The organism is Comamonas denitrificans, from assembly GCF_017368815.1.
Classification (GTDB): domain Bacteria; phylum Pseudomonadota; class Gammaproteobacteria; order Burkholderiales; family Burkholderiaceae_C; genus Comamonas; species Comamonas denitrificans.
This window is the reverse complement of record NZ_JAFNME010000002.1, coordinates 12,225-28,805: the sequence shown is the minus strand read 5'-3', so window position 1 is coordinate 28,805 and position 16,581 is coordinate 12,225. Positions and strand designations below refer to the sequence as shown.

Below are 16,581 nucleotides of genomic sequence, written 5' to 3'. Positions count from 1 at the left end.
TATCGTTCGTTTTTATCGTCGGCTTGAGAATTGCCTTTTGCAAGCCTCCTAGCAGACATCTGAAAGAGAGTTTTTCATGCAAGAGCGCGCCTGGCTGGCCCACTACCCCGAAGGCATCCCTGCCGAGATTGATCTGAGCCGCTACACCTCCTTGGTGGCGTTGATGGAGCAGGCTTTTGCCCAGCATGCGGGCCGGGTGGCGTTTAACTTTATGGGCAAGGACATGAGCTTTGCCGAGCTTGATCGTTTCAGCCAGGCGTTTGCCGCCTATTTGCAATCGCTGGGCTTGGCCCAAGGCGATCGTGTGGCTCTGATGATGCCCAACGTGCCCCAGTACCCGGTGGCCGTGGCAGCAGTGCTGCGGGCCGGGTTGGTGATTGTGAACGTCAATCCGCTGTACACCGCCCGCGAGCTGGAGCACCAGTTGAAGGATTCGGGGGCCAAGGCCATCGTCATCATCGAAAACTTTGCCAGCACTTTGCAGCAATGCATTGCCAACACGCAAGTTCAGCACATCGTGCTGTGCAGCATGGGCGACACCCTGGGCTGGTTCAAGGGCAAGCTGGTCAATCACGTGGTGCGCAACGTCAAAAAGCTGGTGCCGCCGTTTGCACTGCCCCAGGCCGTGGCCTACAAAGACGCACTGCACAAAGGCGAAAGCGCCCCCTTTACCCGCCCCCAGATTGGGCCGGACGATATCGCCGTGCTGCAGTACACGGGCGGCACCACCGGGGTATCCAAGGGCGCAGTGCTGCTGCACCGCAACGTGATTGCCAACGTGCTGCAGGCCGAGGCCTGGTACGGCCCCATGCTCAAGGGCTTGCTGGCCGGTGGCGAACAAATCATCAGTGTGTGCGCCCTGCCGCTGTACCACATCTTCGCGTTTACGGTGAACATGATGCTGTCGATGCACATTGGCGGCAAAAACATCTTGATCCCCAATCCGCGCGATTTGAAAGCGACGCTCAAAGAGCTGTCCAAGCAGCGCTTTCACACCTTCCCGGCGGTCAATACCCTGTTCAACGGCTTGGCCCACCACCCGGATTTTGACTCGGTCGATTGGAGCCACCTGAAGGTATCGGTCGGCGGCGGCATGGCCGTGCAAAGCGCGGTGGCCAAGCTGTGGCTGGAGAAAACCGGTTGCCCCATTTGCGAAGGCTATGGCTTGTCAGAGACCAGCCCCATCGTTTCGTGCAACCCGGTGGCGGGCAAAGCGTTTACCGGCACCATTGGCTTGCCGGTGCCCAGCACGGATGTAATTTTGGTGGATGACGATGGCTTTGCCGTCCACGGCCAGTCCGGCGAAATTGCCGTCAAAGGCCCGCAGGTGATGGCCGGTTACTGGCAGCGCCCCGATGAAACCGCCCGCGTCATGACCCCGGATGGCTATTTCCGCACTGGCGACATTGGCACCATGGATGAGCGCGGTTACTTCACCATCATTGACCGCAAAAAGGACATGGTGCTGGTCAGCGGCTTTAACGTCTATCCCAACGAGGTCGAAGAGGTGATTGCGCAAATGCCCGGTGTGCTGGAATGCGCTGTGGTCGGCGTGCCAGACGAAAAAACCGGCGAGGCCGTCAAACTGGTTGTCGTGGTGAACAATCCGCAGATTACCGAGCAAGCCATTCGCGACTTCTGCAAAGGCAAGCTGACCAATTACAAGCACCCCAAGCTGATCGAGTTTCGCCAGGAGCTGCCCAAAACCCCCGTCGGCAAGGTGCTGCGCCGCGAGCTGCGCCAAAGCCAAGCGTAAGCGCCGGCTAAGGCGGCAGCCAAGCCACAATCAGGGACAATCCGGGCCGGGCCTCTCGTTGCGGGAGGCCCGGTTTTTTGATTCTGCCCTGCGCCTTTTTTTCTGCCTCTCTTACCATGCCCCTTGCCATTGTTAGCGCCCTGCCTGAAGAACAACAGGGCCTGCAGCTGCTGCTGACCCACACCACCACCGAACGCCATGCGGGGCGCACCTTTACCCGGGGCATGTTCCATGGGCAAGAAGTGGTGCTGGCCTTAAGCGGCATCGGCAAAGTGGCCGCTGCCACCACCACAGCGGTGTTGATGGAGCGTTTTGCCATTCAGCGTTTGGTTTTTACCGGTGTGGCCGGTGGGCTGGCCCCGCACGTGCGGGTGGGCGATGTGGTCGTGGCCACGCAGTTTGTGCAGCACGATATGGATGTGCGCCCCTTGTTTACCCGCTGGCAGGTGCCCGGCTACGCCGCGCCGCATTTTGATTGCGATGCGCAGCTCACCCAGGCGCTGGCGCATGCGGCAGCGCAGTGCATCAGCGCCGCCCAGCAGTGGCAGTTGCCTTTGCTGGCAGGCCATGCGCCACAAGTCCACCACGGGCTGATTGCCAGCGGCGACCAATTTATTGTGGCGGCCAACACCTCGCAGCGCATTCACAGCGAGTTGCAGGCGGCCGGCTACCCGGTGCTGGCGGTAGAGATGGAGGGCGCAGCCATTGCCCAAACCTGTGCCGATTACGGCCTGCCCTTTGCGGCGGTGCGCACTATTTCTGACCGGGCGGACGACAGCGCCCACTTGGATTTCCCCTCGTTTGTGCAGTCGGTGGCCAGCCGCTATGCGCTGGAGATGATGCAGGCGTTGCTTAAAAATAAATAGCTGCTTGCGCTTTAATTTAAAGCGTTAAGCAGCTATTTTTATCTAAATTAAAGCAAATACGTGCGTAAAGCGCTCTTATTTTAATAAGGTTGGTGGGGCTTGCGTGCGCCCGCTGGCCCCCTCCACCTGAAAGATGGAGATGGCTTGCACCAGCTCTTGACTTTGGCTGTTTAAGCTGGTGGCAGCCGCCGCCATTTCTTCGACCAGCGCGGCGTTTTGCTGGGTGACTTGGTCCATTTGCGTAATCGCCTCGCCCACTTGGATGACCCCTTCGGCCTGCTCGCGGCTGGCGTTGCTGATGGCGCTGACGATGGTGTTCACCTTGCCAATTGCGCCCACCATTTCTTGCATCGTCTCGCCCGTTTGCTGGGCCAAGGCATTGCCCGCGCCCACGCGCTGCACGCTGTCATCAATCAGGCGTTTGATCTCTTTGGCCGCCTCGGCACTGCGCCCGGCCAGGCTGCGCACTTCGCTGGCCACCACGGCAAAGCCCCGGCCTTGCTCGCCCGCGCGGGCCGCTTCAACGGCTGCGTTCAGCGCCAAGATGTTGGTTTGGAAGGCAATGCTGTCAATCACGCCAATGATGTCGCCCATCTTGCGGCTGCTGTCATGAATGCCCTGCATGGTTTGCACCATTTGCCCCACCATCTGGCCGCCTTGGCTGGCAATGCTGTGGGCTGTTTGTGTCAGCTGGCTGGCCTGCTGGGCGCTGTCGGCGTTGTGGCGCACGGTGGCGCTGAGTTCTTCCATGGAGGCGGCCGTTTGCTCCAGCGCACTGGCTTGGCTTTCGGTGCGGGCCGACAGGTCTTGGTTGCCCTGGGCGATTTCGGCACTGGCCAAGGCCACCGCATCCGAGCCCTGGCGCACCTGCTGCACGATGGGGCGCAGGCGGGCACGCATTTGCTGCTGCGCGGCAATGAGCTCGCCAATCTCGTTGCGGTCGGGGGTCTCATCGGCCCCTTGCAAATTGCCATCGGCCACCGCCAAGGCCAAATCCACCGCCCGGCGCAACGGCTGGGTGATGGAGCGCACGAACAGCAGCGCCAGCCACACGGCCGCGATGAGTAAGACCGTTTGCAGCACGGACAGGGTGATCAACACATTGCGCTGCTTGTCGGCATTGGCATCCAGCACCTGTGCCAGCCGATCGGCCCCGCTGATGCGCACCGCGTTGATGGCATCGATGGTTTGCGTCAGTTGGTTGAAGTAATCGCTGGCCGGGTATTGCAGCAGATCGATTTCGAGCACCTCGGTGCGGGCCAAATGGTTGCTTTCATTGAGTAATTCTGTTGCTGTTTTGACCAATCCACCCAGTTCTTGCTCATAAGCCGGGTTCAAGGTCATGGCCCGCTGAATAAAGCGCCCGACTTGCTTTTGGAACGTCGTGGTTTGGCTGATCAAGGCCCGAAACGCGCCCCGATCGTCCACACTTAAAAACGCCTGGGTCAAAAACCCCGTGCCCATGGCCCGCATTTGCCCCACCCCTTCGGTGAGCTGCGGCGCTTGCACCAAGGCGGCCTGCAGCAGCGCCACATTGGCCGGGTCTTCGTTGGACTGCAGGCGGTAGGCCACCAGCAGTTCTTCGTTGATCATCATCAGCTCGGCGATCAAATCGGTATGGCGGGCAAAGCTATCGGCCACCTCAACCTTGTTGGCGGCCACCGCCTGCTCCAGCGCCTGCCAGGTGGTCTGCCATTTTTGCAAGCGCTGCTGCTCTTGCACCGGCGCATTGCTTTGCACCAGTATCGCTGCGGCATTGCCCAGGGCCTGGTTCACGGCCTCTTTGGCCGTTACGCGCCGCTGCTGCATGCCCTCATTGCCACTGAGCACCCCGGCCGACAGCCCCCGATGCACCTGGGTGTGCTGTATGACCATGTTCAGCGCCATGAGCACCGGCACCCCCTCAGCCTGGCGGTGGGCCTGGCGCACGTCGGTGATGGTTTGTTTTAAATACAGCACCGAAGGAAAGGCCAGCATCGCCAAGGTGAGTAACCCCAGCAAAGTAAATTTTTGTGCCAACCGCAGTTGAGTGAGCCAGTGCAACATAAAGCGTCGCTCCCAAAGAAATAATTCCAATCCTTAAGTATAGAGAGGGCGGTGCCAAAGCCCCCTACAAACAAAAGCGGGTCGGTATTATTTGCTAGGTATAAAAAGAGCCAGCAGGCTCTAGGCTCAGACGCGCATATCGCCCGTATCCAGGAAGCGCTGGTGCCAGGAGAGCGCCTCGGTCAGGATGTGCGGCGTGTGCAGCGCCCCTTTGGCGCAGGCGCGGTCAAAGTAGTCCTGCAGCATGGGGCGGTAGCTGGGGTGGGCGCATTTTTCAATCACCACCTTGGCGCGTTGCTTGGGGGAGAGGCCGCGCAGGTCGGCCAGGCCCTGTTCGGTGACGATGATTTGCGTGTCGTGCTCGGTGTGATCGACGTGCGAGCACATGGGCACGATGCAGCTGATCTTGCCGCCCTTGGCCACCGACGGCGTGACGAAGAACGACAAATAGCCGTTGCGCGCAAAGTCGCCGCTGCCGCCGATGCCGTTCATCATGCTGCTGCCCATCAGGTGGGTGGAGTTGATGTTGCCGTAGATGTCGGCCTCGATCATCGAGTTCATCGCGATCACGCCCAGGCGGCGCACCAGCTCGGGGTGGTTCGATATTTCTTGCGGGCGCAAGATAATGCGGCTGCGGTAAAAGTCCAGATTCTTTTCAAAATCCTCAAACGCCTGGGCGGAGAGCGAAATCGCCGTGGCCGAAGCGCGGCTCATCTTGCCGGCGCGCAGCAAATCGAGCATGCCGTCCTGCAGCACCTCGGTAAAGCCCAGCAGCTGCTCGAACGGGCCGTGCAGCAGCCCGGCCAGCACGGCATTGGCGACATTGCCCACGCCGGATTGGATGGGCAGCATCTGCTTGGGCAGGCGGCCGGCCTGCATCTCGTGCGTCAAAAAGTCGATGATGGCGCTGGCAATCAGGTTGGAATCGGCATCGGGCGCGTTGAACACGTTGTTGCGGTCGCTGCCGTGCGTTTCCACCACGGCAATCACTTTGGCCGGATCCACCTTCAGGTAGGGCTCGCCGATGCGGTTGTCGGCGTGCGTCATGGAAATGGGCATGCGCCGGGGCGGGATGGCGGTGCCGTAGTAGATGTCGTGCATGCCTTCCATCGCGCCGGGCAGCTTGGTGTTCACTTCCAAGATCACCTGGTCGGCAATCTCCAGCCAGGTTTTGTTGTTGCCAATCGCCGTGGAGGGGATGAGCAGGCCATCGGCCGTTACGCCCAGCACCTCGATCACCGCCACGTTCATCTTGCCGAAGAAGCCAAACCAGGCGTGCTGGGCGACGTGCGACAGGTGCATGTCGATGAAGTCGATCTCGCCCGCATTGATCTGCTGGCGGGCGAGGGGGTCGGTGTTGAACGGCAGGCGCTGACCAATGGCGTGGGCTTGCGCCAGCGCCCCATCGCACTCGGGCGCGGTGGAGGCCCCCGTCCAAAGGTTGATCTTGTAGGGCCGGCCCTGCGCGTGCTCGGCTTGGGCGCGCTCGGCTATGGCTTGGGGCAGCGCCTTGGGGTAGCCCGCGCCGGTAAAGCCGCTCATGCCAACCGTGGCACCGTGGGGGATGAGGGCGGCTGCCGCAGCAGCGTCCATGATGCGGTTATGAAATTGTGGAAAACGCACGCGCTCAGCGATACCCATAGAAGTCTCCAATCCAAAAAAAGCCAAGCCGCCTTGAAAGGCGGCTTTTATAGGGAGAAATACTATCAGTAGTAACCCGCACCCCCAGAGATTTCAACTCCTTAAGTAACCAGATTGACATGCTTGCGACAGTACATCGGCTTTGGTATTTGCTTTGTCAAGGCAGCGACTTGAGGCCCAACTCCTGCAAAAAGCCATTGTGTTTATGCTTGGCCCATGCAATTTCTGCCTCAATCTTCACCAACTCGGCGTGGACAGCGGCCAGGTCGACTTCCTTCTCCGCCACTGCCGTGCTTACGTAGCGCGAAATGTTCAGGTTGAAGTCGTTCTTCTTCTCGATCTCCTCCATGCCCACCCGTCGCGCGTAGCGTGCTTCCTCCTTGCGGTGCTGGTAGGTGTCGATGATCTTGGCGATGTGCGCCTTCGTCAGGTGGTTCTGGCGCTTACCCTTCTCGAAATGCTCTGCCGCGTTGATGAACAGCACGTCATCGGACTTTTTGCATTTTTTAAGCACCAGGATGCACACCGGAATGCCGGTGGAAAAGAACAGATTGGTGGGCAGGCCGATCACCGTGTCGATGTGTCCATCCTTGAGCAGCTTGGTGCGGATACGCGCTTCCGCCCCGCCACGGAACAGCACGCCGTGCGGCAGGATGATGGCCATCACCCCGTCCTGCTTCAGGTAGTGGAAGCCGTGCAGCAGAAAAGCGAAATCGGCGGCGGACTTGGGCGCGAGGCCATGGTTCTTGAAGCGCACGTCCTCGCCCAGCGCCTCGGTCGGCTCCCAGCGGTAGCTGAACGGCGGGTTGGCCACGATGGCATCAAACTTCGGAAGCTTGGCCGGGTTGGTTTCGCGCAGCATGTCCCACTCGTTGAGCAGCGTGTCGCCGTGGAAAATCTCGAACTCCGAATCCTTCACCCCGTGCAGCAGCATGTTCATGCGTGCCAGGTTGTAGGTGGTGATGTTCTTCTCCTGCCCGTAAATCTTGCCGATGCCGTGCGGCCCCATGCGATGGCGCACGTTCAGCAGCAACGAACCCGAGCCGCAGGCAAAGTCCATCACGCTGTCCAGATGCTCGCGCGGGCCGGTGGTCGGCTCCTGACTGTCCAGCGTCACGATGGCCGAAAGAATGTCCGAAATGCGCTGCGGCGTATAAAACTCACCCGCCCTCTTGCCCGAGCCAGCAGCAAACTCGCCGATCAGGTATTCATAGGCATCGCCCAGGGCATCGCTGTCGGTCGAAAACCTAGCCAAACCCTTGGCGATCTCGCCAATGATCTTGCACAGGCGGTCATTGCGCTCGCCGTAGTTCTTACCCAGCTTGTCCGATGCCAAATTGATCTCCGAGAACAAGCCCCGGAAGGTGCTGGCAAAGGATTCGTTCTCGATGAAATCAAAGCCGTCTTGCAGCGTCTTGAGCAAGTCCCCGCTTTGCATGCGGGCCATCTCGGCAATGTTGTCCCACAGATATTGCGGCTCGATCACGTAATGCACCTTGCGGCGCATCTGCTTCTCGAACGCGGGCACATCGGCGGCATTGTCGGCATACCAGAACGACAAAGGGCTGATACGGTCTTCCGGTTCCAGTTCCGGGTAGTCGGAACCCAGCTCTTTCCTGGCGGCAGCCTCGTAGTTGTCCGATAGGTAACGCAGAAACAGAAAGGCCAGCATGTAGTCGCGGAAGTCGTCCGCGTTCATTGCGCCGCGCAGTTGGTCGGCAATGTTCCAGAGGGTCTTGCCCAATTGTTGCTTTTCGATTTCAGTCATGGGTTAATCCGTTTTGAGGTGACTATTAAGTGCGTTGAGGTTGTGGCACCTAAGCAGGTTGAAATACCAAGGATTTCTCGGTAGTTGTGTGATGCAGTGCGCCATATATGGGCGAAGTCATCATTCACCCTTGGTGGCCCATGTCTTTGCATTTTTTCCATCCGTGCTCTGCCGCAGCTCCTGCGCCGACACATGCACGATCTGCCCATCACGTACGATGACGATGCCGGTATCCGTCTGAATGGCCGTCTTGCGAGCCAGCGCGGCGGCACGCTGCATGGCGGCCATCGAGGCACGCAGGTCAGGGTTCTTGGCGGTGGAAATATCAAGCATCTTCATGTGTTCTCTCCCCATTCAAGCAGCACAGGCGCGGTGTCCGCCTTGGCTTACACGCTCGGCCACGCGGACTATGGCGGCTTCCGCGCTAGGCAGGGTCAAAAGCAACAGCCTCCGGCGCAAAGTGCGACAGCCCCGCCGCGACCAAGTCGGCATTAATGAAGCGCGGGCACTGCGCCTCTTGCGGCAGGAAAGAGCGGGCAAAAGTGGTTTTGCCCACGCCGTTGAGGCCGGCGAGGATGATCTTCTTGTCCATCGACATGCTCTTTCAAGCCGCCCCGGCAGCTTCAAGCTCGGGCAAGGCAAACCGATAGCGCTCCAGAAACGCCGCCAGAATCTGGCGGAAAAGCGCCTTGGTGTCTTCCACCATTTCGCGCGGCTCATAAATGGCGTATTGGCCGTGGCTCAACAGGTTCAGGGCGCGAGCATAGAGCACTTCGTCGTCCACGCCGTGGATACAGGCCGAGAAATCATCGTGGCCGAAGAAGACCGCCGTCTTCTCCAGAATGCTGCGCAGCATGTTGAAGTGGTAGGTGTAGAGCGCATCCGAATCCGCCGCCTTCTTCACCTCGCTGAGCATGGCGACGTGGTGGAAAAACGGCGTGTCGTTCGTCGCGCGCAGCGCATATTCGCTGCCCCGGTTCGGGCGGTGCAGAAAATACTTCTTGTGCCTTTCCTTCTTCAGCTCATTGCACACGACGTTGAAGAACAGCGAATGGTGCGACGAAATCACCACCTTGAGCCTGTCCTTGCCCTTGCGCAGCAGTTGCGCCAAGTCGCTGGCCACGGCAATGGCGTTGTTGTCGTCCAGCGATGAAATCGGGTCGTCGATGTAGAGGTATTTGACCCAGGCATACGAGGGGTGGCCGTCGATCACTCGCTCGCAGATCGCCATGAACAGGCACCAGATGAAGATGTTCTCTTCACCGCGCGACACCTTGATGTGCTCGGCATCGCCCTTGCTGAACGCAATCGTCCAGTTGCTGTAGTCGATATCGAAATCAAAATCGGCATAGCGCCCCAGGTAGGACTGGATGTTTTCTTCGAGCGCCAGCTCCTTGATACCTGAGAAGAACCGCGATACGGAATTGATGCGCATCACCCGCTGGCTGTCGTTGTCGAGGTCGTTGTCCCAATGGAACAGGTCTTCAGTAAAGGCGTTGAAATACAGCGTATCGGGACTGCCGCCGTTCTTGCGTTTGCCTGCTTCCTTGAAATCCATCGACAGGCGTGTCTTGCCGGTGCCGTTGTAGGCGTGGAGCAGGACAAAGTTCTGCCCGCCACCGTTCAGGTCGTCGTGCAGACGTTGGACAAGTCGGTTTATGGATGAATACTTTTGTGTGCTCATGTCTGCATCTCATCCATGACGGGGAAAAGCTGTTGCATAAGTCCGTGCTTATGCGTCTTGAGAGCGTTGACCATTTGATCTTGCGCGGCAATCAACTCCTCAATCGAAGAAAAATGATTAGCAATCCTCACTTGCTCATCCAACGAAGGAAATAAAAACTCTCTTTTCAGCCAATCATTTAGCTTAAACAACATTTTTTCAATAACAATCCCTATGCTGCACTCCAAGAATGATCGACCAACCACAGGTTGCTGACAGAAATACTTAAAGAACTTTATACAAAATCCATTCTTCGCTCGCAACACCGAATATTCGTTGGAAACGATTGCCCCATCAAATTCATCAGGCACAAGACCGCAGGCACAATGAACTATTTGCCTCTTGGAAATAAGAAAGTCATCTTTTTGCAGGAAAAATTGAGATTTGACCTTAATTGATTTTCCTTGAAGCTTCCCTCGGGAGACTATTCCTTCATATCGTCGCTTAACAAGCACCAAAGAATATTCTTCATCATCCTCCATCTCTAATGGGCGAACTGCTTCCATCAAGACATCGCTGATCTTCTTTTTCTTCCACTCTCCCGCATCCCGAAACTCAGGAAAGCGCAGGCGGGGGATGGTTTCGCCTTCGGCGGGGAAAAGCCGCTGCATCAGGCCCTTCTTGTGTACCTTTAGGGCGTCCAGCTTCAGGGCTTCTGCGGAGATCAGTTCGTCGATGGAAGACAGGCAGTCGGCGATTTTTTGTTGTTCAGCACTACTTGGAATAGGCACTGGTATTTCAGCCAAGTCGGATGAATTAATTGCAGGATAACTAGAGCCTGTGCATTTGACGATGACGCGATCAACAAAATCATCTGTCTGTATCGACTGAAAAAGAAAATCCTCCGATTCATTTGCCCGAAGCTGCGCATACCCAGTAGATGCAACGTACTGAATACCATCGTCAATTTTGAAGTGCAGATTGTTGCGTTGATATGGTCTAACAATCTGAAAAATCACATCGCCGTAGCGCAGTAGTCGCTGTGCCCTGCTCGGGGCTTCGTTGCGGCTGAGAACTTTTCGATTCTTTAGCTCCCCTGCCTCGACAGATTCCAGGTCAATGTATGCAAATACTTCAGGAATACCAGGATTTGCTGGGTTGACCTCACAGGTGTCTTTCAGCCTTTTTGTAGTCCATCCCTCAGTCTCACGGAAATCAGGGAATCGCAGCCGTGGAGCGATTGCAAGGTTTTTACTCATTGCACTTACGTCTTCATTCCTCATACGCACTCAACCCCGAAATCTCATGCCCCTGCGCCAGCCGATGCAGCAGCGGCCCCAGCTCTGCTTTATTCATCGCCTTTTAGCTTTTCAGGTTTCTGCACCGATTTCTTCTCCGCCGACGCCAGCCGCCGCTCCACTTTCTTCACATCCTCTGCCGGTGGCAGGCTTTCCGGGCGGATACCGCGACTCAGCAGGGTTTTTCGCACCGCCTCGTTGTTGGTGACGTGCTCGCGGGAGATGGCTGGCTCGCTACCCATTTGGTGCGCGCGGGCGTTGTGGATGGTGATTTCAGCGGCGAAGTCCTTGGCCTTGAGGACGATGGTGGGCGCAAAGTCCGCCAGCGGGCGACTGTCAGGCACTTGCCATTGGGCTTTCATGGCCTGGGTGCTTTTGCCGAACAGGGCATGGTCGCCCTTGCTGCGGATCAGGGCGAAGTTCTGGTTACCGCCAGTCTGTTCGTAGATGACGTTCGACAGCTCTTTTTCGGTGGCCGAGAGTTTTTTGCGTGCCTGCACCCGCTCGGTTTCCAGTAGGCGCTGCTCGATCAGTTCGGCCTTGCGGGTCTGCACGGCGAAATAGGTTTGCGCGAAGGCGATGGGCTGTTTCTTCGGGTCGCCGTTCTGGGCCACGAGGTAGCAGGCATAGCGGGTGAGCATCACGTCGTCGATCTCGCGCTGCCCGCCCTTGCCGAGTTCGATCATTTTCCCGACGTCGGCAAAATGATCGGCGATGGCATGGCCAGACAGTTCGCAGGCTGTCTTGGCCTTGGAGAGCACGCCCTGAAAGTTGTCCCACTTGCCGTAGCCCAAGAGGTGTTGCAGGTCGCGTGCCAGCCAGTATTCAACGCCGCTTTCGGTGCGCTGGGCGTGGCCCTCGAAGGTGGTCGTCAAGGTTTGAATCTGTTGTGGTTCCATGATGGTGTTGCTCTTCCTCTCAGAAAAATATCAGTTAAATTGACCTTTAACGCTTATCTAGCAAGCGTAAAAAGCTATCAAAAAAGAAGTTTTCAGCTCTACCGATTCATTGCTCATAAGCATCCAGCCCCGAAATCTTCTGCCCCTGCGCCAGCCGGTGCAACAGCGGCCCCAGCTCTTCCACCAGCGCCAGCTCCTTCTGCGTACGCGCCCTCCAGCCCAGACCCAGTGGGGTCATCAGGTCGCTCAGGCGTTCGCCATCGAAGATGCGGCGACGCAGCACTTGATCGACGAAGGCTTGCAGCGTATCCAGCGCCAGCCCGTGTTTGGCAGCCATATCGGCCAGTTCGCGGCCCTTTTTCTCGTCCTTGAACTGCTCGTAACCGGCGCGGATTTCTTTTTCACTCAACGGCTGGTCAGTGGGCAGGCTGCGGATGTATTCGGCAATGTCTTCGCGCTCATCGATGAATTTGGCATCGGACTGGATCAGGCGGATCAACTCCTCGCGCCGCATCGTGACCTTGCCGGGCGACTGCTGGGTCATGCGGGCGATCAGGCCCATGATGTAGTCGTAGTCGATGACGGCGCTGGCGAACAGCACGAACTCGAAGTCGAGTTGCTGCACTTCGGGCGGCGCGCTGTCGCCTTGCTTGTCCTGCTGGCGCTTGAGTTCGCTAGCGGTTTCCAGGTAGGCACCCTTGAAGCCTTGCAACTGGTCAGGCGGCACGATCTGCGCAATGGCAGTTTTTTGCTCGTCGCTCAAGTCAGTGTATTGGTCGAGCTGTGTCTTGAGCTTTTGCACCGCCTTGAAGCAGTTGATGAACTCGCTGCGGGCCTTGTCGCCCTTGAGGTTGGGCACCTCTTCGGGCGCACAAGCCAGGCCGTGCGACTGCATGAAGGTTTGCAATTGCGCGGCGGCGGTTTGCAGTTGCTCAATAACCTTGGGCGCGGGATCGACGAGCCAGATTTGGCGTGCCCGATCAGTTTGCTCGCCCGAGAAGGTGGCAATGGCTTGATCCACAGCGGCCTGTTGCTGGCGAAAGTCGTGAATGTTTCCGTTGGGTTTGGTGTCGTTGAGCACGCGGTTGGTGCGCGAGAACGCCTGGATCAGCCCGTGGTATTTGAGCCGCTTGTCCACGTACAGGGTGTTGAAGTACTTGGAGTCGAAGCCGGTGAGCAGCATGTCCACCACGATGGTGATGTCGATCTTCTGCGCGTGCGGCAGGTCGGCGTTGGGGTATTGCTGATCCTTGATGCGCTTTTGCACGTCCTGGTAATACAGGTCGAACTCGCTGATGCGGTGGTTCGTGCCGTACAGGGCGTTGTAATCGTCCACGATGCGCGTGAGCGCAGCTTTCTTGCCCTCGGGGTCTTGCTGGTTGTCGGCTTTTTCTTGCGGCAGGTCTTCCTGGATTTGCTGCACGTCCTTGTCGCCTTCGGCGGGGGGCGAGAACACGCAGGCAATGTTCAGGGGCGTGAAATCCGGGTCATCGCTGCGCCGCTGGGCCTGGATGGCCTTGAACTTGTCGAAGTACTCGATGGCTTCGTTGATGCTTTGCGTCGCCAGCACGGCGTTGAATTTGCGCTCGGCAGTGCTGGCATCGTGTTTGGCAAGGATAGTTTCGATGACCTTTTCCTTCTTCAAGCCTTCGCCGGGTTGGGGCGAGTGCTTGCCCTCGGGTTTGTAGTAGTCGATGCGAAATTGCAGGACGTTCTTGTCTTCGATGGCGTGGGTGATGGTGTAGGCGTGCAACTGGCGCTCAAACAGGTCAGCCGTTGTCCTGAACCGGCCCTGCTCGCCCTCGAACTGCTTGCTGGCGGCGTTCTCGTCAAAGATGGGCGTACCGGTGAAGCCAAAGAGCTGGGCCTTGGGGAAAAACTCCTTGATGGCCTGGTGGTTCTCGCCGAATTGCGAGCGGTGGCATTCGTCGAAGATGAACACCATGCGCTTACCCCGCAACGGTTCCAGGCGCGCCTTGTAGTTGCGTTTGCTGCCGCCGTCGAGCGCCAGACCGAGCTTCTGGATGGTGGTGACGATGACCTTGTCGGCATAGTCGTCGGATAGCAGACGGCGCACCAGGGTTTCGGTGTTGGTGTTTTCCTCGACGCATCCTTCCTGGAAGCGGTTGAATTCCTCGCGGGTCTGGCGGTCGAGGTCTTTGCGATCCACGACGAACAGGCATTTCTCCACGTCGGGGTTGTCCTTGAGCAGGGTGGAGGCCTTGAACGAGGTGAGCGTCTTGCCACTGCCGGTGGTGTGCCAGATGTAGCCGTTGCCGCAGTTGTTGTGGATACAGTCCACGATGGCCTTGACGGCATAGATCTGGTAGGGGCGCATCATCAGCAGCTTTTGCTCACTGGCCACGCGCACCATGTAGCGGCTGATCATCTCGCCCAGCGTGCACTTGGCGAGGAATTTGTCGGCGAACTGGCCCAGGTGGGTGATCTTCTTGTTGTCTTCGCTGGCCCATTGGTAGACGGGCAGAAAGCGCTCGTCGGCATTGAAGCTGAAGTGCCGGGCGTTGTTATTGGCGAAGTACCAAGTGTGGGTCTGATTGCTGACGATAAAGAGCTGGATGAAGCACAGCAGCGTTTTGCCGTAGCCGTTGCCGGGGTCGCTCTTGTATTCGACTATCTGCTGCATGGCCCGGCGCGAGCTGACGGTGAGGGTTTTCAGCTCGATCTGCACGACGGGTACGCCGTTGATGAGCAGGATCACGTCGTAGCGCTGGTGGCTGTTGTCTGTGTTGATGCGCAACTGGCTCACCACCTCGAAGCTGTTCTTGCACCAGTCCTTGATGTTGACCAGGGTGTAGTTCAGTGGCGTGCCATCGTCACGCTCAAAGCTGTCCATCTCGCGCAAGGCGCGAGCGGCAGTGAATACGTCGGGGGTGGTGATTTTTTCCAGCAGGCGCTGGAATTCGGTGTCGGTGAGGTGGACGCGGTTGAGCTCCTCGAACTTCTGGCGGAAGTTGCGCTCCAGCGCGGCGCGGTCGCGGATGTCGAGGCGGGGTGTGTATTTGAGCTGCGTGAGCTTGTCAAGCAGGCCGTACTCGACCTGCTGCTCCCGAACGGTCAGCCTGGCTTGAGGGGGGGCAGAGGAATAAGTGGGCATGGCTGGCTAGGTTTACAAAAGACAAGGCAGAGCACCATGAAAGGTGCTGCCTTGTCTAGAGGTGTGGGGTGTTAGTGCGTTGCAGTGACTGCACGGCGCTGCAACGCAGATTATGGGCCGGTGATTTTGTTTACCGTGCGTTCAAACTGCACGCCCGCGTGACAGCAGCCAATGCAGGATGATCGCCCCGAAGGTTGCCGTGCCGATGCCGCCCAGGGCGAAGTCGCCAAATTTCAGCGTGAACTCCCCGGTGCCCAGAATCAGCGTGATGGCGGCGACGACGAGGTTTTTGGTGTCGGAAAAATTCACCCGGTTGTCCACCCAGATGCGGGCCCCAGCGACGGCGATCAGGCCGAAGACGACAATGGAGACCCCGCCCATCACCGGCAGCGGAATGGCCTGGATCAGCGCCCCAAACTTGGGCGAAAAGCCCAGCAGCAGCGCCAGCAGGGCCGCTACCAAGAACACGGCGGTGGAATAGATGCGCGTGGCCGCCATCACGCCGATGTTTTCGGCATAGGTGGTCACGCCGGTGCCACCGCCCGCACCGCTGACCATGGTGGCGATGCCATCGCCGATGAAGGCGCGGCCCATGTACTGGTCGAGGTTTTTGCCCGTCATGGCGGTGACGGCCTTGATGTGACCCAGGTTCTCGGCCACCAGGATGATTACCACCGGCACGATGAGCAGCATGGCGTTGGCGCTGAACACCGGTGTATGCAGGCTGGGCAAGCCCAGCCACGGGGCGGCAATGACACCGCCCATGTCCACCGGTTTGCCCCAGCCCAGGCCGTTGGTGAACACGGCGTAGAGCAGGCTGGCAACAATCAGCCCCAGCAAGATCAACAGCCGCTGCAGCATGCCGCGCGTAAACACGGCCACCAGCGCCACGCAGGTGAAGGTCATGGCCTGCATCCAGGCCTCGAAGTTGTTGGCGGCCATGTTTTTAATGGGAATGGCTGCCAAGTTCAGGCCAATGATGGCCACGACAGCGCCCGTCACCACCGGCGGCATGAGTTTTTCAATCCAACCGGTGCCGATGGCCTGCACCAGCAGCCCCACCAAGGTATAGACCGCGCCGCAGGCAATGATGCCGCCCAGCGCCAGGCCGATATTGGCGTTGGCCCCCTGGCCTGCGTAGCCGGTGGCGGCAATCACCACGCCAATAAAGGCAAACGACGAGCCCAGGTAGCTGGGCACTTTGCCGCCGGTGATCAAAAAGAAAATTAGCGTACCGATGCCGCTCATCAGCACGGCCAGATTGGGGTCAAACCCCATCAGGATCGGGGCCAGCACGGTGGAGCCAAACATGGCGATGACGTGCTGCACGCCCATCAGGCCGGTTTGTGCCCAGGGCAGGCGCTCATCGGGGCCGATGACCCCACCGCCCTGCAGTGCCGAGGAAGGTTTTTCTGACCAGGTAAACAGGCCCATTGCATTCATCCTTGAAAAAAAGTGGCGCGATATTAAACCGGCAGATGCACTTTTTGGGACTGTGCCACGGGGTGGCCCTGGGTTCCCCAATCTTT

12 protein-coding genes are annotated in these 16,581 nt (G+C 58.5%); 2 read left to right on the top strand and 10 right to left on the bottom strand.

Annotation, left to right across the window (positions count from 1 at the left end; genetic code table 11):
- Nucleotides 1-76: 76 nt before the first annotated feature.
- Both J1777_RS01070 and J1777_RS01065 read left to right on the top strand, forming a co-directional pair.
- A complete protein-coding gene (locus tag J1777_RS01070; RefSeq protein ID WP_207573984.1) occupies nucleotides 77-1,756 on the top strand; it encodes a long-chain-fatty-acid--CoA ligase in 1,680 nt (559 codons plus the stop codon).
- 116 nt (nucleotides 1,757-1,872) lie between these two features.
- A complete protein-coding gene (locus J1777_RS01065) occupies nucleotides 1,873-2,622 on the top strand; it encodes a 5'-methylthioadenosine/adenosylhomocysteine nucleosidase (RefSeq protein ID WP_207573983.1) in 750 nt (249 codons plus the stop codon).
- A gap of 75 nt (nucleotides 2,623-2,697) precedes the next feature.
- Here the strand turns inward: J1777_RS01065 and J1777_RS01060 are convergent, their stop codons facing one another.
- From J1777_RS01060 to J1777_RS01015, 10 genes are all read right to left on the bottom strand, one after another.
- A complete protein-coding gene (locus J1777_RS01060) occupies nucleotides 2,698-4,668 on the bottom strand; it encodes a methyl-accepting chemotaxis protein (protein ID WP_242700325.1) in 1,971 nt (656 codons plus the stop codon).
- 126 nt (nucleotides 4,669-4,794) lie between these two features.
- Nucleotides 4,795-6,309, bottom strand: coding sequence for an acetyl-CoA hydrolase/transferase family protein (locus J1777_RS01055; protein ID WP_207573982.1), 1,515 nt, complete (start codon nucleotides 6,307-6,309; stop codon nucleotides 4,795-4,797).
- Between the two features lie 157 nt (nucleotides 6,310-6,466).
- Entirely contained in the window at nucleotides 6,467-8,077 is a 1,611-nt protein-coding gene (locus J1777_RS01050) for a type I restriction-modification system subunit M (protein ID WP_207573981.1), read from the bottom strand.
- Nucleotides 8,078-8,197: 120 nt separating this feature from the next.
- Nucleotides 8,198-8,416, bottom strand: a complete 219-nt coding sequence (locus J1777_RS01045) for a hypothetical protein (RefSeq protein WP_207573980.1) — start codon at nucleotides 8,414-8,416, stop codon at nucleotides 8,198-8,200.
- Between the two features lie 85 nt (nucleotides 8,417-8,501).
- Nucleotides 8,502-8,675: a hypothetical protein gene (locus J1777_RS01040; RefSeq protein WP_423220526.1), complete on the bottom strand. Its 174-nt coding sequence runs from the start codon at nucleotides 8,673-8,675 to the stop codon at nucleotides 8,502-8,504.
- A gap of 6 nt (nucleotides 8,676-8,681) precedes the next feature.
- Nucleotides 8,682-9,761: an AAA family ATPase gene (locus J1777_RS01035; RefSeq protein WP_207573979.1), complete on the bottom strand. Its 1,080-nt coding sequence runs from the start codon at nucleotides 9,759-9,761 to the stop codon at nucleotides 8,682-8,684.
- The gene (locus J1777_RS01030) at nucleotides 9,758-11,023 is read right to left on the bottom strand and encodes a restriction endonuclease subunit S (RefSeq protein ID WP_207573978.1); all 1,266 of its coding nucleotides are present in this window, start codon (nucleotides 11,021-11,023) and stop codon (nucleotides 9,758-9,760) included. Before J1777_RS01030 ends, J1777_RS01035 begins: the two co-directional genes overlap by 4 nt.
- 65 nt (nucleotides 11,024-11,088) lie before the next feature.
- The gene (gene dinD / locus J1777_RS01025) at nucleotides 11,089-11,937 is read right to left on the bottom strand and encodes a DNA damage-inducible protein D (RefSeq protein WP_207573977.1); all 849 of its coding nucleotides are present in this window, start codon (nucleotides 11,935-11,937) and stop codon (nucleotides 11,089-11,091) included.
- Nucleotides 11,938-12,043: 106 nt separating this feature from the next.
- Nucleotides 12,044-15,052: a type I restriction endonuclease subunit R gene (locus J1777_RS01020; protein ID WP_207573976.1), complete on the bottom strand. Its 3,009-nt coding sequence runs from the start codon at nucleotides 15,050-15,052 to the stop codon at nucleotides 12,044-12,046.
- 141 nt (nucleotides 15,053-15,193) lie between these two features.
- Entirely contained in the window at nucleotides 15,194-16,486 is a 1,293-nt protein-coding gene (locus J1777_RS01015) for a solute carrier family 23 protein (protein ID WP_207573975.1), read from the bottom strand.
- Nucleotides 16,487-16,581: the final 95 nt, after the last annotated feature.

Bases quoted from the DNA above. Each gene is read 5' to 3' on its own strand.
- J1777_RS01070 (WP_207573984.1), top strand. From the start codon at position 77: ATGCAAGAGCGCGCCTGGCTGGCCCACTACCCCGAAGGCATCCCTGCC.
- J1777_RS01065 (WP_207573983.1), top strand. From the start codon at position 1,873: ATGCCCCTTGCCATTGTTAGCGCCCTGCCTGAAGAACAACAGGGCCTG.
- J1777_RS01060 (WP_242700325.1), bottom strand. From the start codon at position 4,668: ATGTTGCACTGGCTCACTCAACTGCGGTTGGCACAAAAATTTACTTTG.
- J1777_RS01055 (WP_207573982.1), bottom strand. From the start codon at position 6,309: ATGGGTATCGCTGAGCGCGTGCGTTTTCCACAATTTCATAACCGCATC.
- J1777_RS01050 (WP_207573981.1), bottom strand. From the start codon at position 8,077: ATGACTGAAATCGAAAAGCAACAATTGGGCAAGACCCTCTGGAACATT.
- J1777_RS01045 (WP_207573980.1), bottom strand. From the start codon at position 8,416: ATGAAGATGCTTGATATTTCCACCGCCAAGAACCCTGACCTGCGTGCC.
- J1777_RS01040 (WP_423220526.1), bottom strand. From the start codon at position 8,675: ATGTCGATGGACAAGAAGATCATCCTCGCCGGCCTCAACGGCGTGGGC.
- J1777_RS01035 (WP_207573979.1), bottom strand. From the start codon at position 9,761: ATGAGCACACAAAAGTATTCATCCATAAACCGACTTGTCCAACGTCTG.
- J1777_RS01030 (WP_207573978.1), bottom strand. From the start codon at position 11,023: ATGAGGAATGAAGACGTAAGTGCAATGAGTAAAAACCTTGCAATCGCT.
- dinD (WP_207573977.1), bottom strand. From the start codon at position 11,937: ATGGAACCACAACAGATTCAAACCTTGACGACCACCTTCGAGGGCCAC.
- J1777_RS01020 (WP_207573976.1), bottom strand. From the start codon at position 15,052: ATGCCCACTTATTCCTCTGCCCCCCCTCAAGCCAGGCTGACCGTTCGG.
- J1777_RS01015 (WP_207573975.1), bottom strand. From the start codon at position 16,486: ATGGGCCTGTTTACCTGGTCAGAAAAACCTTCCTCGGCACTGCAGGGC.